This is a genomic window from Streptomyces sp. NPDC055632 (genome assembly GCF_053618675.1).
In genome coordinates, this window is record NZ_JBSHHY010000048.1 from 1 (window position 1) to 21,304 (window position 21,304).

At 75.0% G+C, this 21,304-nt stretch carries 19 protein-coding genes and 1 pseudogene; 6 read left to right on the forward strand and 14 right to left on the reverse strand.

Annotated features, from left to right (window positions below):
* Positions 1-78: 78 nt before the first annotated feature.
* Together ACWGSR_RS34155 and ACWGSR_RS34160 are read left to right on the forward strand one after the other, a co-directional pair.
* Positions 79-1,686: an FAD-binding protein gene (locus ACWGSR_RS34155; protein ID WP_376237356.1), complete on the forward strand. Its 1,608-nt coding sequence runs from the start codon at positions 79-81 to the stop codon at positions 1,684-1,686.
* A gap of 35 nt (positions 1,687-1,721) precedes the next feature.
* Positions 1,722-2,723: a beta-ketoacyl-ACP synthase III gene (locus ACWGSR_RS34160; RefSeq protein ID WP_376237353.1), complete on the forward strand. Its 1,002-nt coding sequence runs from the start codon at positions 1,722-1,724 to the stop codon at positions 2,721-2,723.
* Here ACWGSR_RS34160 and ACWGSR_RS34165 read toward each other — a convergent pair.
* The gene (locus ACWGSR_RS34165) at positions 2,675-3,997 is read right to left on the reverse strand and encodes an MFS transporter (protein ID WP_453572613.1); all 1,323 of its coding nucleotides are present in this window, start codon (positions 3,995-3,997) and stop codon (positions 2,675-2,677) included. The two genes, ACWGSR_RS34160 and ACWGSR_RS34165, sit on opposite strands and share 49 nt — an antisense overlap.
* Positions 3,998-4,081: 84 nt before the next feature.
* Here ACWGSR_RS34165 and ACWGSR_RS34170 point away from each other — a divergent pair, with 84 nt between their 5' ends.
* Entirely contained in the window at positions 4,082-5,308 is a 1,227-nt protein-coding gene (locus ACWGSR_RS34170) for an ROK family protein (RefSeq protein ID WP_453572616.1), read from the forward strand.
* 16 nt (positions 5,309-5,324) lie between these two features.
* Here the strand turns inward: ACWGSR_RS34170 and ACWGSR_RS34175 are convergent, their stop codons facing one another.
* Positions 5,325-5,789, reverse strand: a complete 465-nt coding sequence (locus ACWGSR_RS34175) for an SRPBCC family protein (RefSeq protein ID WP_453572619.1) — start codon at positions 5,787-5,789, stop codon at positions 5,325-5,327.
* Between the two features lie 148 nt (positions 5,790-5,937).
* Here ACWGSR_RS34175 and ACWGSR_RS34180 point away from each other — a divergent pair, with 148 nt between their 5' ends.
* Positions 5,938-6,708 (forward strand): SAM-dependent methyltransferase, encoded by a 771-nt coding sequence (locus ACWGSR_RS34180; RefSeq protein WP_376237342.1) that lies wholly within the window; start codon positions 5,938-5,940, stop codon positions 6,706-6,708.
* Here the strand turns inward: ACWGSR_RS34180 and ACWGSR_RS34185 are convergent.
* The 4 genes from ACWGSR_RS34185 to ACWGSR_RS34200 all read right to left on the reverse strand — a co-directional run bounded on the left by ACWGSR_RS34185 (position 6,681) and on the right by ACWGSR_RS34200 (position 9,238).
* A complete protein-coding gene (locus ACWGSR_RS34185; RefSeq protein WP_453572622.1) occupies positions 6,681-7,307 on the reverse strand; it encodes a DUF4865 family protein in 627 nt (208 codons plus the stop codon). The genes ACWGSR_RS34180 and ACWGSR_RS34185 overlap by 28 nt on opposite strands.
* A gap of 78 nt (positions 7,308-7,385) precedes the next feature.
* Positions 7,386-7,976, reverse strand: a complete 591-nt coding sequence (locus ACWGSR_RS34190) for a TetR/AcrR family transcriptional regulator (protein ID WP_376237337.1) — start codon at positions 7,974-7,976, stop codon at positions 7,386-7,388.
* 94 nt (positions 7,977-8,070) lie between these two features.
* Positions 8,071-8,673 carry an ATP-binding protein gene (locus ACWGSR_RS34195; RefSeq protein WP_376237335.1) on the reverse strand — a complete coding sequence of 201 codons (603 nt, stop codon included), beginning with the start codon at positions 8,671-8,673 and terminating at the stop codon, positions 8,071-8,073.
* A gap of 205 nt (positions 8,674-8,878) precedes the next feature.
* Positions 8,879-9,238, reverse strand: a complete 360-nt coding sequence (locus tag ACWGSR_RS34200) for a hypothetical protein (protein ID WP_453572626.1) — start codon at positions 9,236-9,238, stop codon at positions 8,879-8,881.
* A gap of 223 nt (positions 9,239-9,461) precedes the next feature.
* Between ACWGSR_RS34200 and ACWGSR_RS34205 the strand changes: the two genes are divergently transcribed.
* Entirely contained in the window at positions 9,462-10,625 is a 1,164-nt protein-coding gene (locus tag ACWGSR_RS34205) for a PLP-dependent cysteine synthase family protein (RefSeq protein ID WP_453572629.1), read from the forward strand.
* On the opposite strand, the gene ACWGSR_RS34210 is transcribed toward ACWGSR_RS34205, so the two are convergent.
* From ACWGSR_RS34210 to ACWGSR_RS34220, 3 genes are all read right to left on the reverse strand, one after another.
* Complete coding sequence (locus ACWGSR_RS34210) at positions 10,585-11,085, reverse strand: SRPBCC family protein (protein ID WP_376237326.1); 501 nt, start codon at positions 11,083-11,085, stop codon at positions 10,585-10,587. The genes ACWGSR_RS34205 and ACWGSR_RS34210 overlap by 41 nt on opposite strands.
* 127 nt (positions 11,086-11,212) lie before the next feature.
* Positions 11,213-11,653: an SRPBCC family protein gene (locus ACWGSR_RS34215; protein WP_453572632.1), complete on the reverse strand. Its 441-nt coding sequence runs from the start codon at positions 11,651-11,653 to the stop codon at positions 11,213-11,215.
* Complete coding sequence (locus ACWGSR_RS34220) at positions 11,650-12,468, reverse strand: DeoR/GlpR family DNA-binding transcription regulator (protein ID WP_376237322.1); 819 nt, start codon at positions 12,466-12,468, stop codon at positions 11,650-11,652. Before ACWGSR_RS34220 ends, ACWGSR_RS34215 begins: the two co-directional genes overlap by 4 nt.
* A gap of 141 nt (positions 12,469-12,609) precedes the next feature.
* Between ACWGSR_RS34220 and ACWGSR_RS34225 the strand changes: the two genes are divergently transcribed.
* Positions 12,610-15,018, forward strand: a complete 2,409-nt coding sequence (locus ACWGSR_RS34225; protein ID WP_376237319.1) for a hypothetical protein — start codon at positions 12,610-12,612, stop codon at positions 15,016-15,018.
* Here the strand turns inward: ACWGSR_RS34225 and ACWGSR_RS34230 are convergent.
* The 5 genes and pseudogenes from ACWGSR_RS34230 to ACWGSR_RS34250 form a co-directional block, all read right to left on the reverse strand.
* The gene (locus ACWGSR_RS34230) at positions 14,988-17,420 is read right to left on the reverse strand and encodes a right-handed parallel beta-helix repeat-containing protein (RefSeq protein ID WP_453572636.1); all 2,433 of its coding nucleotides are present in this window, start codon (positions 17,418-17,420) and stop codon (positions 14,988-14,990) included. The two genes, ACWGSR_RS34225 and ACWGSR_RS34230, sit on opposite strands and share 31 nt — an antisense overlap.
* Before the next feature lie 180 nt (positions 17,421-17,600).
* On the reverse strand, positions 17,601-18,209 hold the full coding sequence (locus tag ACWGSR_RS34235) for an Rv1733c family protein (RefSeq protein ID WP_376237314.1): 609 nt from the start codon (positions 18,207-18,209) through the stop codon (positions 17,601-17,603).
* A 103-nt stretch (positions 18,210-18,312) separates the two neighbouring features.
* A complete protein-coding gene (locus ACWGSR_RS34240) occupies positions 18,313-19,137 on the reverse strand; it encodes an MOSC domain-containing protein (RefSeq protein WP_453572639.1) in 825 nt (274 codons plus the stop codon).
* Positions 19,138-19,192: 55 nt separating this feature from the next.
* Positions 19,193-19,693 (reverse strand): DUF6643 family protein, encoded by a 501-nt coding sequence (locus tag ACWGSR_RS34245; protein ID WP_376237309.1) that lies wholly within the window; start codon positions 19,691-19,693, stop codon positions 19,193-19,195.
* Between the two features lie 672 nt (positions 19,694-20,365).
* A pseudogene (locus ACWGSR_RS34250) lies at positions 20,366-21,109 on the reverse strand (transposase); the annotation flags it as partial.
* Between the last annotated feature and the right edge of the window lie 195 nt (positions 21,110-21,304).

Genomic DNA, 21,304 nt, shown 5'->3' on the forward strand with positions numbered 1-21,304 from the left:
GGGCGGGGGGCCCCGCCGCCGGGGGGGCCCCGCCCCCCGGCCCCGCACCCTTCCGAAGCGCTCCGAGGAGTTCCACCGATGACAGCACTCGACCGAAGATCCCTGATACGGGGGGCCGCCGTCACGGCCTCCGCACTGGCCGGCGGCGTCGTGGCCGGCGCCCCCGCCGCGCGGGCGACCACCGCGTCGCCGACCGGGGACAAGGTCCTCCCGGCCGACCCGCGCTACCTCCACCTGACCACCGGCAACAACCAGCGGTTCGTCGCCCGGCCGCAGTACGTCAAGATGATCCGCTCCGCCGCCGACGCCGCCGCGGCCCTGGGCGAGGCCTTCCGGGCCGGCAAGCGGGTCTCGGTCCGCAGCGGCGGCCACTGCTTCGCCGACTTCGTCTGCCGACCGGACGTCGACGTCATCCTCGACCTCTCGGAGATGACCTGCGTCGGCTACGACGACACGATGAAGGCCTTCGCCGTCGAACCCGGCGCCCGCCTCCTGCCCGTCTACGAGAAGCTCTACAAGGGCTGGGGCGTCACCCTCCCCGGCGGCGTCTGCTACGGCGTCGGCGCCGGCGGCCACATCGCGGGCGGCGGCTACGGCGTGCTCTCCCGCCGCGACGGCCTGGTCGTCGACCACCTGTACGGCGTCGAGGTCGTCACCGTCGACGCCGCCGGCACGACCCGGATCGTCAAGGCCACCCGCGACGCCTCCTCCCCGCACCGCGAACTGTGGTGGGCCCACACCGGTGGCGGCGGCGGCAACTTCGGCATCGTCACCCGCTACTGGCTGCGCTCCCCGAGCAGCACCCGCACCGCCCCGGCCGCCACCCAGCTGCCCGCCCCGCCCGCCCGGGTCCTCAGCCACGTCCAGGCCATCCCCTGGTCCGCGCTCGACCGGACCTCGTTCACCCGCCTGATCAAGAACTTCAGCACCTGGCACGAGCAGAACAGCGCGCCGGACTCCCCGTACAAGGAGCTCGGCTCCATCCTCAACGTCTACACCAGCGCGAGCGCCGCCCTGAACCTGGTCACCCAGATCGACGCGGACCTGCCCGACGCGCAGGCGAGGCTCGACGCCTACCTGAACGCGGTCCTCGACGGCGTCACCACCGTCCGCGCCCCGGCCCGCACCCTGCCCTGGCTCCAGCAGACCACGATGGTCGCCACCATCAACCCGGTCCTCAACGACCCGACCCTGCGCGGCGCGCACAAGTCGGCGTACGTGCGGACCGCCTTCACCGACGCCCAGCTGGACGCCCTGTACGCGTCGATGACCACGACCGCGTACCGCAACCCGCGCGCGATGCTGGTGCTGTTCTCCTTCGGCGGGCAGGTCAACGCGGTCGCCCCGGACGCCACCGCGATCCCGCAGCGCAGCTCCGTGGTGAAGATGCTCTACCAGACCTTCTGGACCAACCCCGCCGAGGACGCGGCCCACCAGGGCTGGCTGCGCGGCCTGTACGCCCAGGTGCACGCCGCCACCGGGGGAGTGCCCGGCCTCGACGGCCAGACGGACGGCTGCTACATCAACTACCCCGACAACGACATGGCGGACCCCGCCGTCAACACCTCGGGCATCCCCTGGCAGACCCTCTACTACAAGGGCAACCACCCGCGTCTGCAGCGGGTGAAGAAGGCGTACGACCCGTCGAACTACTTCCGCCACCCGATGTCCGTGACGCCGGCGTAACCCGCCGCGCGTCCGTCCCACCCGGAGGGGCACTCATGACGGCACGGATCACCTCACCGACCGGAGCACCGGGCGCCAGGATCCTGGGCGTGGGCTCCTACCGGCCGCGACGCATCGTCACCAACGAGGAAGCGGCCCGGTACATCGACTCGTCCGACGAGTGGATCCGGTCCCGCACCGGCATCGTCACCCGGCGCTGGGCCGGTCCCGGCGAATCCCTGACCGACATGGCCGAGGCCGCCTCCGCCAAGGCGCTCGCGACGGCGGGAGTCGACCCCGAGGCCGTCGACTGCGTCGTCCTGGCCACCTTCACGCACCTGCGCCAGACGCCGGCGGCGGCCACGGAGGTCGCCCACCGGATCGGGGCCGTCCACGCGGCCGCCTTCGACGTCTCCGCCGGCTGCGCGGGCTTCGTCCACGGCGTCGCCCTCGCCGCCGACGCGGTCCGCAGCCGGGGCGGACACGTCCTGGTGGTGGGCGCGGAGCGGATGACCGACCTGCTGGACCTGGAGGACCGCTCCACGGCCTTCATCTTCGGCGACGGCGCGGGAGCGGTGGTCCTCGGCCCCGCCCCCGTGCCGGGCGTCGGCCCCGTCGTCTGGGGCGCCGACGGCTCCCAGGCCGAGGCCATCGCCCAGACCGTCCCCTGGAACGCCCTGCGCGACGACCCCGCGCCGCGCTGGCCCGCCCTCCGCCAGGAGGGCCAGAAGGTCTACCGCTGGGCGGTGTACGAGATGGCCGAGGTCGCCCGCGAGGCCCTGGCCGCCTCCGGGGTGACCCCCTCCGACCTGCGCGCCTTCATCCCGCACCAGGCGAACGCCCGCATCATCGACGCCCTCGCCGCCTCCCTCGGCCTCCCGCCCGAGGTGGCCGTCGCCCGCGACGTGGTCACCAGCGGCAACACCTCGGGCGCCTCCGTCCCGCTGGCCATGGACGCCCTGCTCGACACCGGCGCGGCCCGCTCGGGCGACCTGGCCCTGCTGCTCGGCTACGGCGCGGGGCTCTCGTACGCGGCGACGGTGGTGACCCTGCCCTGAGCCCGCCCGCCGTCCGCGGGTCCGTTCCCGTCCACGGACCCGGTGCCGCCCCGGGCCCCGGTGTCTCGGGCCAGATAGCCCATCACCGCGGCCCCGGCGGCGAGCACCGCGACCGTGGTGAGCGCGGCCGGAAGGGAGAACCAGTCGGCGAGGAAGCCGATCGAGGGCGGGCCGAGCAGCATCCCGCCGTACCCGAGGGTGGACGCGGTCGCCACCCCGCCGGGGCCGGCGATCGCGCCGGCGCGGGCCACGGCGACGGGGAAGATGTTGGCGAGGCCGAGGCCGGTCACGGCGAAGCCGAGGAGCGCGGCCCAGACGGTCGGCGCGAGCGCGCCCAGCAGCATGCCCGCGGCGGCGGTCGCGCCGCCCGCGACCAGGGTGCGGGTCTGGCCGAGGCGTTCGAGCAGCGCGGTGCCGGAGAGCCGGCCGACGGTCATGGTCAGCGCGAACACGGAGTACCCGGCGGCGGCCACCCCGGGGTGGGCGTGCAGGTCCTGGGTGAGGTGGAGGGCGCCCCAGTCGGCGAGCGCGCCCTCGCCGTACGCCGTGCAGAGCGCGATCACCCCGAAGACGAGGACCGTGCGGCGCTGGGCCCCCGGCCGCGCGCCGGGGGCGGCGGTCGCGGCGGACCGTGCCGGAAGGGCCTCGGGCGGTGCGGGGGAGGGGTGGCGCAGGAGCACGGGTCCGGCGGCGGCCGTCAGGGCCAGGCCGACGAGCGTGAGGCCGAGGAGGTGGGCGGTGGGGGAGAGGCTGCCGGCGAGCAGTCCGCCGAGCCCGGCCCCCAGCATGCCGCCGAGGCTGAACGCGGCGTGGAAACTCGGCATCACGGGGCGCCGCAGCGCGGTCACGACGTCCACGGCGGCGCTGTTCATGGCCACGTTGATCCCGCCGTACGCGGCCCCGAAGACGAGCAGGACGAGGCCGAGGGCGAGCGGGGAGCGGGTGAGCGCGGGCAGGGCGACGGAGAGCGAGAGGAGGACGGCGGTGGCGACGGTGACGGCGTGGGAGCCGTACCGGCGGCAGAGCCGCCCGGTCAGCGTCATGGTCACCACGGCGCCGGCCGACACCCCGAGGAGCGCGAGGCCGAGGTCCCCGGCGGAGGCGCCGGTCTGCTCCTTGACGGCGGGGATGCGGACCACCCAGCCGGCGAACAGGAAGCCGTCGAGGGCGAAGAAGAGGGTCAGGGCGGAGCGGAGGCGGGACAGGGAGCGGGCGGCGGTGTCTCCGCCGGGGCCCCCCGATGCGGCCGTCCGTACTTTGTTTAGTAGCGGCACAAACTTAGGATAGGGGCGAGGGGCGGGGGAATCAACCGGGCCGCGAGGTCGGGGGCACCGTCCGATCATGGGAGACTCGCCCCCATGAACGGCAAGGCGACGACGACCCGGACACGGCTGGACAGGGGGCGCAACGCGCTCGGCCCCGCACTTGAGCTGGTGCACACCGGCAGGGCACCGACCCGGGCCGTCCTCACCGCCGAACTCGGCGTCACCCGCGCCACCGCCGGGGCCGTCGCCGCCGAGCTGGAGGCCCTCGGCCTCATCAGGGTCGACTCCAACCCCGGTGCCGCGGCGGGCTCCCAGGGCCGTCCCTCGCACCGGCTCGCCGTCGACGAGAAGGGTCCCGTCGCCCTCGCCGCGCAGGTCCACGCGGACGGCTTCCGGGCCGCCCTCGTCGGCCTCGGCGGCACGATCGTCGCCACGGTCCCCGGATGCGTCACCGTCTCCGCCGACCCCGCCCAGGTCCTCGGGGCCGTGGTCGACGCCGGAGCGGCCCTCCTGGCGGAGAGCGGCCGCCGCTGCGTCGGAGCCGGCCTCGCCGCCCCCTCCGCGGTGACCGAGCCCGAGGGCACCGCCCTCAACCCGCTCCACCTCGCCTGGCCCGCCGGGGCGCAGGTCCGGCAGATCTTCGCCGAGCGGGTGCGGGAGGCCGGCATCGAGGGCCCCGCCTTCACCGGCAACGACGTGAACCTCGCCGCCCTCGCCGAGCACCGCCACGGCGCGGGCCGCGGCGCCCGGGACCTGCTCTGCGTGGCCACCGGCCACCGGGGCGTCGGCGGCGCGCTCGTCCTCGACGGACGCCTGCACACCGGCAGCGCGGGCCTCGCCCTGGAGGTCGGCCACCTGACGGTGAACCCGGAGGGCCGCCCGTGCCACTGCGGCGGCCGCGGCTGTCTCGACGTCGAGACCGACCCGCTCGCCTTCCTCACGGCCGCCGGCCGCATCCCCGGCCCCGAGGTCTCGCTGCTCCAGCAGTCCCGCGACCTGCTGCGCACCAGTCCGGACGACCCCGGCGTCCGGGTCGCCGTGGGCGAGCTGATCGACCGCCTCGGACTCGGCCTCGCCGGTCTGGTGAACATCCTCAACCCGGACCGGATCATCCTCGGCGGCCTCCACCGCGAACTCCTCGACGCCGACCCCGAGCGCCTCCGCGCGGTCGTCGCCGACCGCAGCCTCTGGGGCCGCAGCGGCGGCGTGCCGATCCTTCCCTGCACCCTGGACCACAACAGCCTCGTGGGCGCCGCCGAACTCGCCTGGCAGCCGGTCCTGGACGACCCCCTGGCGGCCCTCTCCCGCGAACCGGTCTGAGCCGCCCGGCCCGCGACTACTCCGGGCGTCCTTCCAGCAACGCCGCCAGCCGGTCCAGGGCCGTCCGGGTGCCGGTCTCGTTGTCGGCGGCGGGGACCGCGTCCGGGACGCCCTCGTGGACGACCAGGACCTCCGTGCCGCCGCCGTCCGGGACCAGGGTCGTCGTCAGGGTCATGGCGCCCCGCAGCAGCGGGTCCGCCGTCTCGAACTCGACGATCTCGACGACCCGTTCGTCCGGCACCAGCTCCACGAAGCGGCCGTGGTACGTGTCCGTGCGCGGCCCCGACTTCCCGGCGCCGTCCTCCCCCTCGTACCGCAGCGAGACCCGGAACGCGCCCCCCTCGCGCGCGTCGAACTCGTGCACCCGGCAGGTCATGCCGTACGGCACCCGCCAGTGCGCGACGGCCTCCGGGTCGAGGAGCGTCCGGTAGACGGCCAGGGGCGGGGCGTCGACGTGGCGGGACACGCGCGTGGTGTACATCCTCCCCAGGCTAGGCGCGGAACCGGTCTTCCGCCCGACCGGGACGGGCCTCCGCCGTGACCGGGCCTCCGCCCTCCCGCGCCCCCACCTGCCCCTCCGCCGAAAAACCGGTGGGACCGTCCCGCCGTACGACGTACCGTTCCGCCCCATGACCTCTTCCGACTCCACACTTCCCCCGCGCCTCGGCAGCCTCACCTTCCACGGGCCGCTCTCCGAGGCGCGTGCCGCCCGCATCCTGGGGCGGCTCGCCGCCGCCGGGCCCGCCGACGCGCTCGACATCGGCTGCGGCTGGGGCGAGTTGCTCCTGCGCCTCCTCGAAGCGGCTCCCGGGGCCGAGGGGACCGGGATCGACATCAACGCCGAGGACCTGGCCCGCGGCCGCGTCCTCGCCGAGGAGCGCGGGCTCGCCGGCCGCGCGACCTTCGTCGAGGAGTCGGCGCTCGGCACCGACCGGGGCCCCGTCGACGCGATCCTCTGCCTCGGCTCCAGTCAGGCGCTCTGCGACCCCGACCTGCCCCACGACCCTGCCGCCGCCCTGCGCGAACTCCGCCGGCTCGTCCGGCCCGGCGGCCGCGTGGTCCTGGGCGAGGGCTTCTGGGAGCGCACCCCCACCGAGACCGAACTGGCCGGCATGTGGCCCGGCGCCCGCGCCGACGACCACCTCTCCCTCGGCGCCCTCGTCGACCTCGCGATCGGGGCCGGGTTCCGGCCCGCCTGGATTGAGACGGCGAGCGCCGAGGAGTGGGAGGAGTTCGAGTCCGGCTACCGCTACGACACGGAGGTCTGGCTCGCCGCGAACCCCGGCCACCCGCTCGCCGCCGAGACGCGCGAGCGCGTCGACCGGCAGCGCTCCGGCTGGCTGAACGGCTACCGGGGCGTCCTCGGCATCGCCTATCTGACCCTCGTCGCCGCGGCCTGAGCCGGGGGCCCCACCTGCCCGGGCCCCACCCGCCCCAACTCCGCCCGTCCCGGCTCCGACAGATGGAGCACCCGGAAGCGCTCGCCCTCGCCGACCGGTGCCTCCGGGCCCGCCCACAGGGTGAAGGAGAGCAGCTCCCAGTGGCGCGGGTCCACCGCGAGGGCCGAGGCCACCACCCCGTCCCGCCGGGCCTCCCGCGCGTGCCGGGCCACCGCGTCCGCCACCGCCCCGCCCGGCGGGACCGCCTCCCCGAGCGGGGTCCTGAGCCGGGTCGCGGCGCGCGGCACCGACGCGGACGCGGGCCCCTCCCCGTACGCCAGGCCCGTCCAGTGCTGCACCACCGGCCGGCCGAAGTCGTTCACGACGCCCTGGAAGCCCGGGCCCCAGAGGAAGGAGTTCATGCCCTCGGGCGTGACCCACAGGTAGAACGGCGCGTACTGGTTCACGGGCGACTCCGCGCCCCGCTCCCGGACCAGGTACGCCTTCAGGCCGAGGCCCGGGAAGGCGTCGAGCAGATGGCCCCGGGTGGCCACCCGCTCGTGGACGATCCCCATGTCGTAGTCGGCGGGAAGCGTGATCTCGTACTGCATCGCGTGCACGGAACGGACTCCGGTTCCTCTTCGGCGGGTCGGGCGCGGCGGATCGGCCCTCGGCGGGCCGGGCCCAAGGGGGCGGCCTCAGCGGGCCGGGCGCGGGGCGAGCAGCGCGAGCAGGCCGCGCACGGCGCTGTCGAAGGGCGCGGGCGATCCCGTCGCCCGGGCCAGTACGTACCCGCCCTGCACCGTGGCCACGATCGTCGCCGCGGTCTCCTCCGGGTCGAGAGGGCCGTCCGGGCCGCCGCTCTCCAGACCCTCCCGGACGACCGCGGCGAGCCGGGCGCGCAACCGGTCGAGCACCTCCTCGACGGGGGCGCGCAGCTCCGGGTCCGCGATCACCTCGGGGTCCATGGTGAGCCGCCCCACCGGGCAGCCGCGCAGGACGTCGCGCTCGCGCAGCAGGTACGCCCGGATCCGGTCGTACGGCGTCCCCCCGCCGTCCAGGGCCGCCCGGGCCGCCGCGTCCATCTCCTCGGCCGTCCGCCGGATCGCCGCCAGGGCGAGGTCCCGCTTGCCCGCGAAGTGGTGGTACATGCTGCCCTGGCCCGCGCCCGCCGCCTGCTGGACGGCCTTGGGGCTGGTGCCCACGTAGCCGCGCTCCCACAGGAGTTCGCGGGTCGCCTCGACCAGCCGCTCGGAGGTGTCGTTCGTCCCCATGGCCGCACTGTACATACCAGTAGGTACAGAAGGAAGAGGGGGAGGGGGACGGTGAGGATGGGACGGAGGTCCGGGCCCGCCGGGCCGGCTCCCCGCCGGCCCGGGTTCCTCAGCCCGCCAGGGCCGGTCGGGCGGCGGCCACCGCGGGGGCGGGGCTCAGGACCGGGTCGGCCGGGGTGCCGAGGGGCACGGCGGGCACCCGCTCGTAGCCGGTGAAGGGGCCCTCGGTCGCGGCGCCGTACACGGCTTCCTCGCGCGTCCCGACGGGACCGCCCGCGGGCGGCGCCGCGAGGGTGAACCACACGACCTTCCCGTCGTCCCCGCACGGCCGGACGCCCCAGCTCTCGCTGACCGCGCCGACGAGGACGAGGCCCCGGCCGGAGGTCGCGAGACCGTCGGAGGATCCGTCGGCGGAGCCGTCGGCCGGGTCGCCGAACGGGCCCTCGGTCCGCGGCGGGCGGGGGTCGTGGTCCCTGACGGAGACCGTGAGGCGGTCGAGCAGCAGCTCGATCTCCACGGTGCACCGCTTGTCCGGCCGGGCGTGCCGGTGGACGTTGGTCAGGAGCTCGGTGACTCCCAGCAGGGCATGGTCGACCAGGGGGTCGAGATGCCAGTGGCGCAGATGCGCCGAGACAATCCTGCGGACCTGTCCGATCCGCTGCGGCAGGGCCTGGAGCTCCACCGCGTAGTACCTGCTCGGTTCGCTGATCACGGCTGCGACTCCCCGAATGTAGTCCGGAAGAAGACGAAGGTTCGGATCTCTCGTGCGGTCCAGTGGGGTGATGACCACGACGTAGCGTCACCACCTGACAACCCTCGGTGAGGTGCTTCCAGCGTGGGCCAGTGGTGACCGTCCCGCAACTCACGGCGAACCGTGCCAGGTCAGGGAGCCCCGCGCGTCCCGCGCGCCCCGGGCGTCAGCGCCGTCGCGCCGCCCGCTCGAGCGCGGCGAGGAAGCGCCCCGACTCCTTCTTCGACTCCCCGGGCTCCTCGGACTTCCCGGGCTCCCCGGAGTCCGCCGTGCCGCCGTCCCGGCCCTCCCGGTGCAGCGTCAGCCGGTACCGGGTGCCGTTCACGGTCGCCACCGCCTCGTCCGGCCCCGCGAACCACGGGCGCCCCGCCCGCACCGCCGTCACCGGCGCGCTGTCGATCTCGCTGCCGTAACTGGTGAGCAGGGCGAGCCGCCCGTCCTCGATCCGCACCTCGCCCGCGCGCGTCAGCGAGCGCAGCCGGCGGTTGATCTCCACGCCCCTGGCGCTGAACTCCGGTCCCCGCATGCCGATCCGCCCCTTCCCGCCCGTTTCCCCCGGGTCGTCGCTCCCAGTGTGCCGGGCCGTCCGCGACCGCACCAGTGGACCTTGCGCGGCCCCTTTCGCACACCCTTCCGCAAGTCTTCCCTATGGAAGCTCAAAGGGAACGTTTGCCCAGGTGAGAGCGGTATTGTCGGCAGTGGAGCACCCGGGGGAGCGCCCCCGGGGAAGCGATCGAGGAGAAGCGCGGATGAGCACCACCGAGCACAGTGCGCAGAACGGTTCGGCGGCCGGCGCCGGGGGCGTCGCCACCGCCACGGCGACCGTCGACATCGACCGCAGCGACCCCGCCTACCGGGCCTGGCTCAAGGAGGCCGTCCGCAAGGTCCAGGCCGACGCCAACCGCTCGGCCGACACCCACCTGCTGCGCTTCCCGCTGCCCGAGCGCTGGGGCATCGACCTCTACCTCAAGGACGAGTCCACCCACCCCACCGGCAGCCTCAAGCACCGGCTCGCCCGCTCCCTCTTCCTGTACGGCCTGTGCAACGGCTGGATCCGCCCGGACAGGCCCGTCATCGAGGCCTCCAGCGGCTCGACCGCCGTCTCCGAGGCGTACTTCGCGAAGCTCATCGGCGTCCCGTTCATCGCCGTCATGCCCCGCACGACCAGCCCCGAGAAGTGCCGGCTCATCGAGTTCCACGGCGGGCGCTGCCACTTCGTCGACGACTCGCGCACCCTGTACGAGGAGTCCGCCGCCCTCGCCGAGCGGACCGGCGGCCACTACATGGACCAGTTCACCTACGCGGAGCGGGCCACCGACTGGCGCGGCAACAACAACATCGCCGAGTCGATGTACCAGCAGCTCCGCCTGGAGCGGTACCCGGAGCCGACCTGGATCGTGGCCACCGCGGGCACCGGCGGCACCTCGGCGACCATCGCCCGCTACGTGCACTACATGCAGCACGACACCCGGATCTGCGTCGCCGACCCCGAGAACTCCTGTTTCTTCGACGGCTGGACCCACCACGACCCGCACGCCACCGCCGACTGCGGCTCCCGCATCGAGGGCATCGGCCGCCCCCGCATGGAGCCGAGCTTCGTGCCCGGGGCCGTCGACCGCATGATGAAGGTCCCCGACGCGGCGAGCGTCGCCGCCGTCCGCGCCCTGGAGACGGCCATCGGCCGCAAGGCGGGCGGCTCCACCGGCACCGGCCTGTGGAGCGCCTTCAAGATCGTGGCCGAGATGGTCGGGCAGGGGCGCACCGGAAGCGTCGTCACCCTGCTCTGCGACCCCGGCGACCGCTACCTCGACAAGTACTACTCCGACGACTGGCTGGCCGCCCAGGGCCTCGACATCGCCCCGTACGCCGCCGCTATCGAGAGCTTCCTGGCGACGGGGGCCTGGCCGGAGTGAGCCGCCGGTCGAGGCGGCGCGCCGCGCCCCGGAAGGACCGTCCGAGGCCCGGCCGCGCGAGCCGCAGCGCGAGGCGGAACGGGGCCGGGCCGTCGGCGGCCATCGTCCACCGCAGCGACGTCCCCCGCCCGGCGGGGGAGAGGGCCCACTCCTCCGCCACGGCCGTCACGCCGGGGGCGTTCGTCGTGTCCACCCGGTAGGCGTAGCGGACCCCGGGCTCGGCGGCCAGGATCGTCTCCTCCAGGACGATCCCGCCCCGCAGCCGGACGCTGCGGCCCGCCCCGTCGCCCGTCGGGACGGCGGAGACGAGCGCGGTGAACCACGAGGGCGTGCTCCCCACCTCCACGGCCAGGGAGCGGTAGACGGCCGCGGGCGGGGCGGCCAGCGCCGCCGTGAACACCAGGCGGACGGGCGCGGACGCGGTGAAGTCGACCTCCACCGGCCTCAGTCGGCGTGCCATGGACCGGACCTCCGGGGGACGCGGGCGGAAAGGGCACCTTAACCGACACGCTGTCGACAGCACAGGGTGCGGGCGCGGTCGAGGCGAACACCACGCCGGGTACCGGCGTCCGCGAGGGCCCGGAGACTCAGCGCTTCCGCAGCAGCCCGTCCACCGCCCGCCCGAACACCGCCCGCCCCGCCCGCGCCAGGACCGGGTCGAAGGCCCTCGGCACGCCCCGTACCGCCAGCTCCTCCGTCCACACCACCCGGCAGCCGCCGCCGGGCGCCTCCGCCACCTCGATCAGCGCCCAGCCCCGCACGACACGGCCGTGCTTCTCCAGGCGGCACGCGCCGGGACGGCCCGCCGCCGGGGGCTCCCAGCGCACGACCTCCATCGGGTCGTCGAACGACAGACGGCCGATCCCGGTCCGGGCGGTGAACCGGGTGCCCACGCCGTTCGGCCCCGGCGTCAGCACCCTCGTCCGGGTCAGCGGCACCAGCCGCCCGTGCGCCGGCCAGTCCGTGAGCCGCCGCCACACCTCCTCCGGCGCCGACGGCACGGTCCGCTCGACCCGGAAGGGGCTCACGTCCGCTCCTCGCCCGCCACCACGAGCCCCGGCACGTGCTCCGCGACCTCCGCCCGCGTCCCCCCGGACAGGCCCCCGTCCGTCACCCATGTGTCCACCTCGTCCAAGGAGGCGAACGAACTCAGTCCCACCGTCCCCCACTTGGTGTGGTCGGCGACCACCACCACCCGGCGCGCCGAACGCATCAGACAGGTGTTGGTCTCGGCCTCCGCCAGGTTCGGCGTCGACAGGCCGGCCTCCACCGAGACGCCGTGCACCCCGAGGAAGAGCAGGTCGAAGTGGAGCGAGCGGATCGCCCGGTCCGCCACCGGCCCCACCAGCGCGTCGGACGGCGTGCGCACCCCGCCCGTCAGGACGACCGTCGCCGCCCCGCGCCGCGCCTCGCCGGCCCGCACCGCCTCGTGGAACACGTCCGCGACCCGCACCGAGTTGGTCACCACCGTCAGGTCCGGCACGTCGAGCAGGTGCCGCGCCAGCGCGTAGGTCGTCGTCCCGCCCGACAGGGCGAGCGCCGTGCCCGGCGTCACCAGAGCCGCCGCCGCCCGCGCGATCTCGTCCTTGGCGCTCGGTTCGAGCACCGACTTGGCCTCGAAACCCGGCTCGTGGGTGCTCGCCTCGACCACCGGAACGGCCCCGCCGTGCACCTTCGACAGCACGCCCTGCCGGGCCAGCGCGTCCAGGTCGCGGCGGATCGTCATGTCCGAGACGCTCAGACGGCGGGTCAGTTCGTTGACCCGTACACCGCCGCGCCGCCGGACCTCGTCGAGGATCAGGGCGCGCCGCTGCTCCGCGAGGAGGTTCTGGTTGTCAGTCACCGCCGGGGCCGGTCCTTCCGCAGGGGACGAGGGATGGGGGGATGAGGGTGAAATTCGGTGAGGGACCGTGCGCGGCCGCACGGCCGTCCGCGATCCTGTCTCCGACGTCGCATCTTCCCACCTCATGAGGGAGCCGCCCCAGTGTCCCCTGCCACACCCGTCCCGGAGAGCGGGGACGCGGCGCTCGAACTCCTCGTCCACGGAGTCGGCGGAGCCACCCCCCAGGACATGCTCGACGACCCCAGGACCTTACGGATCACCGGCGACAGGACCGCCGCCGTGTACCGGCGGACCGAGGACGCCGACGCCGAGGACCACCCCGGGCGGTACGCCGGACGCCCGGTCCCGGAGGCGTACTGCTGGTCCAACCTCACCTCCGGCGACGGCACCCGCGCCCTGTGGCTGCTGCTCCTGCCGTTCATGGTCGCCAACCTCGCGCACTGGATGCGCCCGCCCGCCCGGGGCGGACACCGGCTCGCCCGGCTCTACGGGGTCCTCGTCCGGCTGGTCGCCCTCACCCTCACCGTCCTGCTCACCGCCGCCGCCTGCGAGGTCGCGCTCGACCTGACGGCCTGGCAGTGCGCCGCCGCCCCCGCCTGCGTCGACTCCGCCTCCTGGCTGGGCTTCCTCTCCGCCGAACGCGGCGGCTGGTGGTCCGTGCCCGGCCGCCGCCTCGCCGTCGCCGCCCTCGTGCCGACCGTCCTCGTCGGCCTGCTCTGGTACCTGTCCAACCGGACCTGGAGCGCGTACGAGGCCCAGCGCCCGCCCACCGGCTACGACAACCCGCCGGCGGCGCCGGGGGACACCGCCGTCGAGGCGGGGTCCCGCGCCGCCCTTGGCCGCCCCGGATTCTGGTACGGCCGCCGCATCGTCGCCCGGCTCAGGGCCGCGCACACCGCCGCCGGGTTCCTCACCGTCGCCGCCGCCCTCGTCACCGCCGCCGCCCGCCACGACACCGCCGCGCCCGGAGCCGGAGCCGTCCTCGGCCGGATCCTCCAGGCCGCCGTCGCCGCCCTCGCCGTCGTCGTCCTCTGGGTCGTCTGCCGGCGCGGGCGCAGCGAGAACCACCTCGACCTGCGGCTCGAACGCGCCCTGGTCTCCTGGCTGCCCGGCGCCTCCCTCGCCCTGCTCGCCGCCACCGTCCTGTACGCGGGTTGGTCCCGCCCCGGCTGGACCTCGTCCGGGACCCTCCCCGGCGACGCCGTCTTCAGCGCCCTCACCGTCGCCCAGGGCGCCCTCGTCGTCGCCCTCGGCGCGGTCGCCCTCCTCCTCCAGCGCCCCCGCCGGGACCCCCGCACCGCCCTGTACGGACTCGGCGGACCCGCCGTCGCCATGCTCGCCTGCGCCCTCGGCGGCGTCATGTCCGGCGGCGTCGCCCAGCGCGTCGCCGACTGGCTCGACGGACCGGCCACCCCCGGCATGGGCGACCCCGGACCCCGGATAAGCCCGCCCGTCCTGCTCAGCTGGCAGGCGTCCGTGATCCCCGTCCTGCTCCTGCTGCTCGCCGTGCCCGCCGCCCTGCTCGTCGCGCGGACCCTGCTCGCCGCCCGGCGCCTGCGCTCCGAGGTCGAGGCCGACTACGGCGCCGCCGGCGAGGGCGACCCGGTCCGTACGGGACGGATCGCGACCGTCCGGGCCCGGGCGGCGCTCACCGACTCCGCGCCCGTCCTCGTCGGCGTCGTCTCCGGCGCCACCCTGCTCCTCGGGGCCGCCTCCGTCGTCGGCGCCTGGGCCAGCGGAAACGTGCCGGGCCGGGCCTTCGACGGCGCCCACCCCGCCGTCGCCGCCCTGGCCTCCGCCACCCAGGCCCTCGGCTCCTGGATGATCGGCTTCGGCTTCCTGCTCTTCGTCACCTGGGGCCGCCGCGCCTACCGGGACCCCTCGGCCCGCCGCACCATCGGCATCCTCTGGGACGTCGGCACCTTCTGGCCCCGCGCCGCCCACCCCTTCGCCCCGCCCTGCTACGCCGAGCGCGCGGTCCCCGACCTCACCTGGCGGATGAGCTCCTGGACCCGGCGCACCGGCGGCCGGCTCGTCATCTCCGGGCACTCCCAGGGCAGCGTCCTGGCCGCCGCCGCCGTCTGGCAGCTCAAGCCGGCCACCCGCCGCCGGGTCGCCCTGCTCACCTACGGCTCGCCCCTGGAGCGGCTCTACGGACGCTGGTTCCCGGCCTACTTCGGCCCCGAGGCGCTGCGCTCCCTGAACCGCACGGTCCACTGCTGGAGCAACCTCCACCGAGCCACCGACCCGATCGGCGGACCCGTCCGGGTCGTCGCCGAGGACGGGCGGCCCGCCGTCGACGAACCGGTCCTGCTCGACCCGGTCGCCTACGGACGCACCCGTGACCACCCGCTGCCCGAGCCGATCCTGGGCCACTCCGACTACCAGGCCGACCCGGGGTTCTCCCACTGCCGCACCGGCCTCCTCGACCGCCTCCCGTCCGCCGTCCCCCGGCAGCGCGGGGCCGGGGAACCGGCAGACCCTTCGGAGCAAGGTGCCCGCGGCCCGGGGGAGGCCGATCAGGGCAGCTCGGGCAAGTCGTCCGGATAGAGCAGGGTCAGGTCGTCCGTGCTCGGCTCGTCGAGCGCGGCGACCCGCCCCGCGTGCCGCTCCACCATCGACTCGAAGGTCTGCCGCGCCGTGCGCCCGTTGCCGAAGGCCGGGCCCTTGGGCAGCTTCGCGAAGTAGGCGAGCAGCCCCTCGTCCGTGCCCGGGGCGAGCCGGTACTCGTGCTCGTCCGCCTGCTGCCCCACGATCCGCAGCAGCTCCTCCGGCTCGTAGTCGCCGAAGGTGATGGTCCGTGAGAAGCGCGAGGCCACCCCCGGGTTCACGGTGAGGAAGCGCTCCATCTCCGCCGTGTACCCGGCGACGATGACCACCACCGCGTCCCGGTGGTCCTCCATCAGCTTCACCAGCGTGTCGATCGCCTCGCGCCCGAAGTCACGGCCCGAGTCCTCCGGCGACAGCGCGTACGCCTCGTCGACGAACAGCACCCCGCCGCGCGCCCGGTCGAAGGCCTCCTGGGTGCGGATCGCCGTCGAGCCGATGTGCTCGCCGACCAGGTCCACCCGGGACACCTCCACCAGGTGCCCGCGCTCCAGGACCCCCAGCGAGGCGAGGATCTCGCCGTACAGCCGGGCCACCGTCGTCTTGCCCGTGCCCGGGTTCCCCGTGAAGACCAGGTGGCGGCGGACCGAGGCCGCCTTGAACCCGGCCTCCTGTCGCCTGCGCCCCACCTCGATCATGTTGGTGAGGGTCCGCACCTCGTGCTTGACGCTCTCCAGACCCACCAGGGCGTCCAGTTCGCCGAGCACGTCCTGCGAGGAGCGGGCCGCCGGGACGGGCTCCGGCTCGGGGGCCGCCGCCGGGAGACGTGAGGCCGGTACGGAGCCGAGCAGCCCGGCCGTCCGCGTGGCCGTCAGGACCCCGCCGCCGGCGGCCGGGGAGGGACCGGACGCGGAGGAGTCGGGCACGGAGGAGCGGACCGCGCTCTCGTCGCTGGTGCACTCCTCGGCGACCGCGCCCTCCTCCGGGAACTCGTAACCGCCGCGCGCGCACCGCTCCGTACGGCACTTGCGCAGGGTCGTCCGGCAGCCGTCCGTCACGTGGAAGCCGTATCCGCCGCTGCCCGTCACCCGGCAGCCGTGGAAGGAGCCGCGCCCCTCCGCCGACACGTAGAACCCGGCCTCGGCGGGCGAGGTGACCGTGCACCGCTCGATCGCGGGGTCGGCGCCCTTGGTGACGATGACCCCGGTCTGCACGGAGTCGATCGTGCAGCCGGCCAGGGTGCCGCCGCTGCCGTGGTCCCGGAACCAGGCGCCCGTGGACGCCTCCCGGATGCGGCAGTCGTCGAGCTGGGCCGTCGCCCCGTCGCTCACCGACACCGCCGTGTTCCGCACCTGGGACAGGTCGCTGTCGACCACGTCCACGCGCGAGCCCCGGTCGAGGACGAACAGCGCGTCCGGCACGTCGTGCACCCGGCAGGCGTCGAGGACGGCGGTCGCCCCGTCGCTCACCCACACCGCCGGGTAGTCGCCCGTGCTGTCGTGGATCTCGCACTGGTTGGCGTCCACCCGGGTTCCCGGGTCCCACACCGACAGGCCGTTGCGGCCGAAGCGGCGGACGGTCGACCGGGTGAGCGTCAGGACCGAGCGCGAGCGCAGGTCGACCGCGTTCTCCGGGACGTCGTGGATGTCGCAGTCGGAGAGGGTGAGGACGGCGTCGGTGTCGAGGGTGATGCCGTCCGCCGACGTGCGGTGCACCGAGGAGTCGGTGAGGTGGGCGGTGGCGCGGGACGCGATCTGGAGCCCGGCGCCCTTGATCTCGTACACCTCGCAGCCCACGCCCTCCAGGGCGCTGCCCTCGCCGGTGACGGCGATCCCGGCGCCGGAGGCGTGGTGCACCCGGCAGCGCTCCAGGCGCGGGTGCGCGCCGCCGCGCACCGAGACGCCCGCCTGCCCGGCGGACACCACCTCGCACTCCTCGAACACCCCGCCCGCGCCGTCCAGCACGGCGATGCCGATCCCGGCCGCGTTGTCGACGGTGCAGCGCCGGACCGTGGGCCGGGCGGCGCCCCGCACCTCGATCCCGGCGGCCGACCGGGTCAGGATCCGCAGGTCGAGCAGTTCGGGCGTGCCCTCCTCGACGAGCAGTGCGGGCGCCGCCACGTCCTGGCCCTCGACGTGCAGGTCCTGGAGGACGGCGGAGGCGCGCAGGGTCAGCGGGACGCCGTCCGGGGGAGCGATCCGGACCGGCCCCGCCCCGCCCTCGGGGCCGCGCAGGGTGACGGCCCGCCGCACCACCAGGTTCTCCCGGTAGGTCCCCGGGGCGACGGTGAGCACGTCCCCGTCGCCCGCGGCCTCCAGGGCGGCGGCGAGGGAGGGGTACTCACCCGTGCGGCGCCGCCACCGCGATGTGCCGGTGTGCGTCACCTGGACCGTGCCCTGTGCCATGGGTGTGTCCTGCCCCCGCCTCATGCCTCGCCGCTGATCCGATGCCCCACCGTAGCGCGCGCGGCGGTGTGGGGTTGACGGGTCGCGTACCCCCGTCCCCACCGGGAACGCACCGGGTGCCCGGGGTGCGTCACCGCCGGTCCGGGCCGGTCCGGAGCGGTCGGGACCGGTCGGACCCGGTCAGCTTCCGGTGCCGGTGCGGCCCCAGTCGGGACCGGCCGCGGCCCACGCGCGGTCGAGGCGCGCGTACCGCAGCAGGACGAGCCGGCGGACCGCGAGCCGGCGGACGGTCTCCACCAGGAGGCCGGTGAGGAGCGCGGCCGTGAGCCCGGCGGTGATCGCGTGCGCGCGGGCGGTCTCCGCACCCATCGGCGGCGCCACCGGGCGCCCGTCCCGGTCCGTCCACAGGGAGAAGGTGTCGCCGGGGGCCGAGTGCCGCCGGGCCGTCGCCACCGTCCCCGTGCGGGACGAGCCGTCCGGGGCGGTCCAGCGGGCCACCACGGAACGGCGGAGCCGCTCCTCCCCGCCGGACTCGGCGGTCCGGGGCCCGCTCGCGGGCGCGTCGGCGGGCCGCACCACCCGGGCCGTCGTCGGCGTCCGCAGCTCCTGCTGCGCGCGGACCGCGTGCCGGAGCGACTCGTGCGCGGAGGTGCCGGTGCGCAGGCCGACCAGGGGCACCGCGACGCAGAGGAGCACGACCGCGGTGAGGGCGATCCAGGCTTCGACGAGGTCCGTGGTCCGGCGCAGGGGATTGCGCCGCCAGCGCCGGACTCCCAGGGCTGCGCGCACGTCAGGACCCCCTCGTCGGTCGCCGCTCCTCCAACGAGTGTGCCCCGGGGGCCGGTTCCCCGCTCGTCGGGCCGGCGAAGTGTGACGCGCGCCGCCCGGCGGGTCAGTCGAGGATCTTGACGGCGTCGCCGACCCGGACCGTGCCGGGGTGCTCGGGGACGAGGTTCTGGCCGAAGATGACCCGGCCGTCGCGCTGACGGTGCCGGGCGAGGGTCCGCAGCGGCTCCTTGCCCCGCGCGCCGGTGAGCTGGTCGGTCGTGGTGACGACGCACCGCCCGGAGGCCCGGGCGATCCGGAAGGTGACCTCCCCGACGGCGATCCGGGTCCAGGCGTCCTCCGCCCAGGGCTCGGTCCCCCCGACGACCAGGTTCGGCCGGAACCGGTTCATCGGCAGGGGGCCCTCCTCGGCCCGGTCGCCCCGGGCGATGAGGGAGTTGAGGGCGTCGAGCGAGGCGGTGGTGGTGACGAGCAGCGGATAGGCGTCCGCGAAGCTCACCGTCTCGCCGGGCAGCGCGTACACGGGGTCCACCGGACGCCGGTGCTCCGGCGCGTCCATGTGGAAGAGCCGGAAGTCGCCCTCCAGGAACGCCGAGAGCCACGCGGCCGCGCCGTCTCCGGCCGGGACCGCCTCCACGGGCTTGTCGAACACGTCCACCGTGACGGTGACCGAGGGGTGCGGTACCTCGACCGCCAGCGGCGGGTGCCCGGGGGCGGACAGGACGATCCCGCCGCCGGGCAGCGGTTCGGCCGAGGCCAGCGCCGTCCGGGGGTGACGGCGCTGGGTGACGACCTTGTCCGCCGCGTCGACGACGATCCAGCGGCGGTCCCCGGCCAGCCCCCACGGCTGTACTTCGGCCTCCGGGAACGTCAGCGCGCGCATCGACTTCACCGGGTGGACGTGGATGGAGCGGAGCACGGGAGAGGACATGGAGTCATCCTGCCAGCCACTCCGGCCGGGGGGCCCGCCGATTTTACCGGGGCGGTCAGTAATTGCCGCCCTGGTAGGGCCGGTTGTACGGGTCGGCGTACGGGGCGGGGGCCGGGACCGGCGCGGGCCGGGGAGCCGCCGGACGCATCGCCTCGTAACCGGCGGCCGCCGGCCGGGGCTGCTGCGGGTACTGGCCGGCCGGGTAGCCGCGGGGGGCCGACGGCTGCTGCGGGATGTACGGCGCAGGGGCCTGCTGGAGGGGGACGGGGGCCATCTGCGGCGAGGGCTGCGGGTAGCCGTAGCCGCCGTTGTAGGCGGGGGCGGGCTGGGGGGTGGGCGCCGCCGGGAGGGCGGGCAGCGCCGAGGGGAGCGCCGGCAGGTAGGAGCCGCTTCCGGCGGTGGGGAAGCTGCTGCCGGTGTCGTAGGCGGCGGGCACTCGGATCGGGGCGATCTGAGGCGTGCCCCGCTCCGCGACCAGGGAGTCGTAGATCGGGGTGTCCGGGAAGGACGGCGCGGTGTGGTAACCGCCTCCATAGGTGGAGCGGGGGGAGGTCATGGCACATAAGTTAAGCCCACGATGTGCCGCTTGGGGAGCCCCCATCTTGGGGTTATCCGTTTTACGCTGTTTTTGTCGGCCTGACCTGCCGAAACGTTGTTAAAGGCTGCGTTAACGAGGGGAGATTTTCACCCGATGGACGCGCGGTCGACGAGGGACGGCGGTCGGGCCGCAAGAGTGGCCTCCGACCCGCTGGCCAGGGCGGACGGCTTCGATCTTGAGCGTCCGAAACTCAGGATTGTCGAGCTATTACCGACCGTAACTGCTGTCTGATCGATGTCCCATCCATAGCGCTCTCCGTGACGATCCGGTTACTGACGCAGGGAGTGGTCTCGGCCGGTTCTGGAAAAGCGCGGCACGGATAGTCCTGACTGGCGGGCGGGGCGGCTCAGGCGAGGTTGAATCGGATGGGCGTGTTACGGCGAGCCGGGCCATGCGCGCTACAGGGCTGAAAGATGGCTTTGCGGACTTCGGCGGCCGTCGGAGCGACGTCCTGACCGCCCGGTGACGTTGCCGCAGGGACACGTCGGGCTTCTGCTCCAAAGAGCGAATCGCAGTCAATGCGGGAACTTGCTCGTTCTCAACGCCCCGGGCCCGAGAGGCCGGTGACCGGTCGGGGACAGGCGCCTCGGCCGTCGTCCTGGACCTCGATACGGGCTGGTGCTCCAGCCGTAGGTCGTGAACTGGGCTGATCAGTGGCGCGGACAGGTGCTGGATCTCGTCGCCGGTCAAGGGGGACCAAGCCGTCAGGGGCAGGGCGGTCATGGTGTTCGGCGGCCGCGGTAATGGCGAGGAAGGCGTGGGCGAGCGTCGCGAGGGTGACCCACCGGTGCCATGAGATCCAGCGGCGGACCTGATGCTCGTCCAGGCCGGTCAAGCCCTCGCCCGCCTGGAAGGTCTCCTCCACCGTCCAGCGCCGTCCGGCCACCCGTACCAGGGCGGACAGTGGGACCGGCGAGGGCGAGAAGCAGCGGCTGGAGGGCGAGTTCGCCGGTTCGGCGGTTGCGGCGGACCAGCAGGCACGATGGAGACCTCGTCTCCCGCGACCCGGCGGGCGGGGGTTCCCGCGTCCAGGGCCTGGGCGGCCATCCGGGCGGCGAGCCGGGGCTCGGTGGCGAGGGTCGGACCGTCGGGGGCGCCGGCGCCCCGGCATCGTGCCGGGCCCTCGGTCCACGAGCGCGGGACGTACAGGGCACGGTCGATGGCGGCGTGCCCGCGGGCGGCGGAGTGCACGAGGCGGACGGCGACCCGGGCGTTCTCGATGCGGCCGGCCGTGCCGGTGCGCCGGCGCTGAACGCCAACGGTCGCGGTGCCCTTCTTCAGGTCGCCGGTCTCGTCGACCACGAGCACGGCGTCGGTGTCGTGCAGGTGCTCGACCACGTAGGCGCGTACGTCGTCACGGATCGTGTCGGCGTTCGCCGCATCCAGTACTTCGGTGGGACTGGCACCTACGCCGGTCGGTCCTACGAGGATCCAGCGGACACGGCTGCAGCCAGCCGCTTCATCTCGGCGGCGACAGCGTCCGGGGCGAGGGCCGACGGTGTCATGGGCGATGCGGTTGAGGCCTGGAGGTGAGCCGGCCTGCACGGAGCGCCGGGCGTTGCGCAGTAT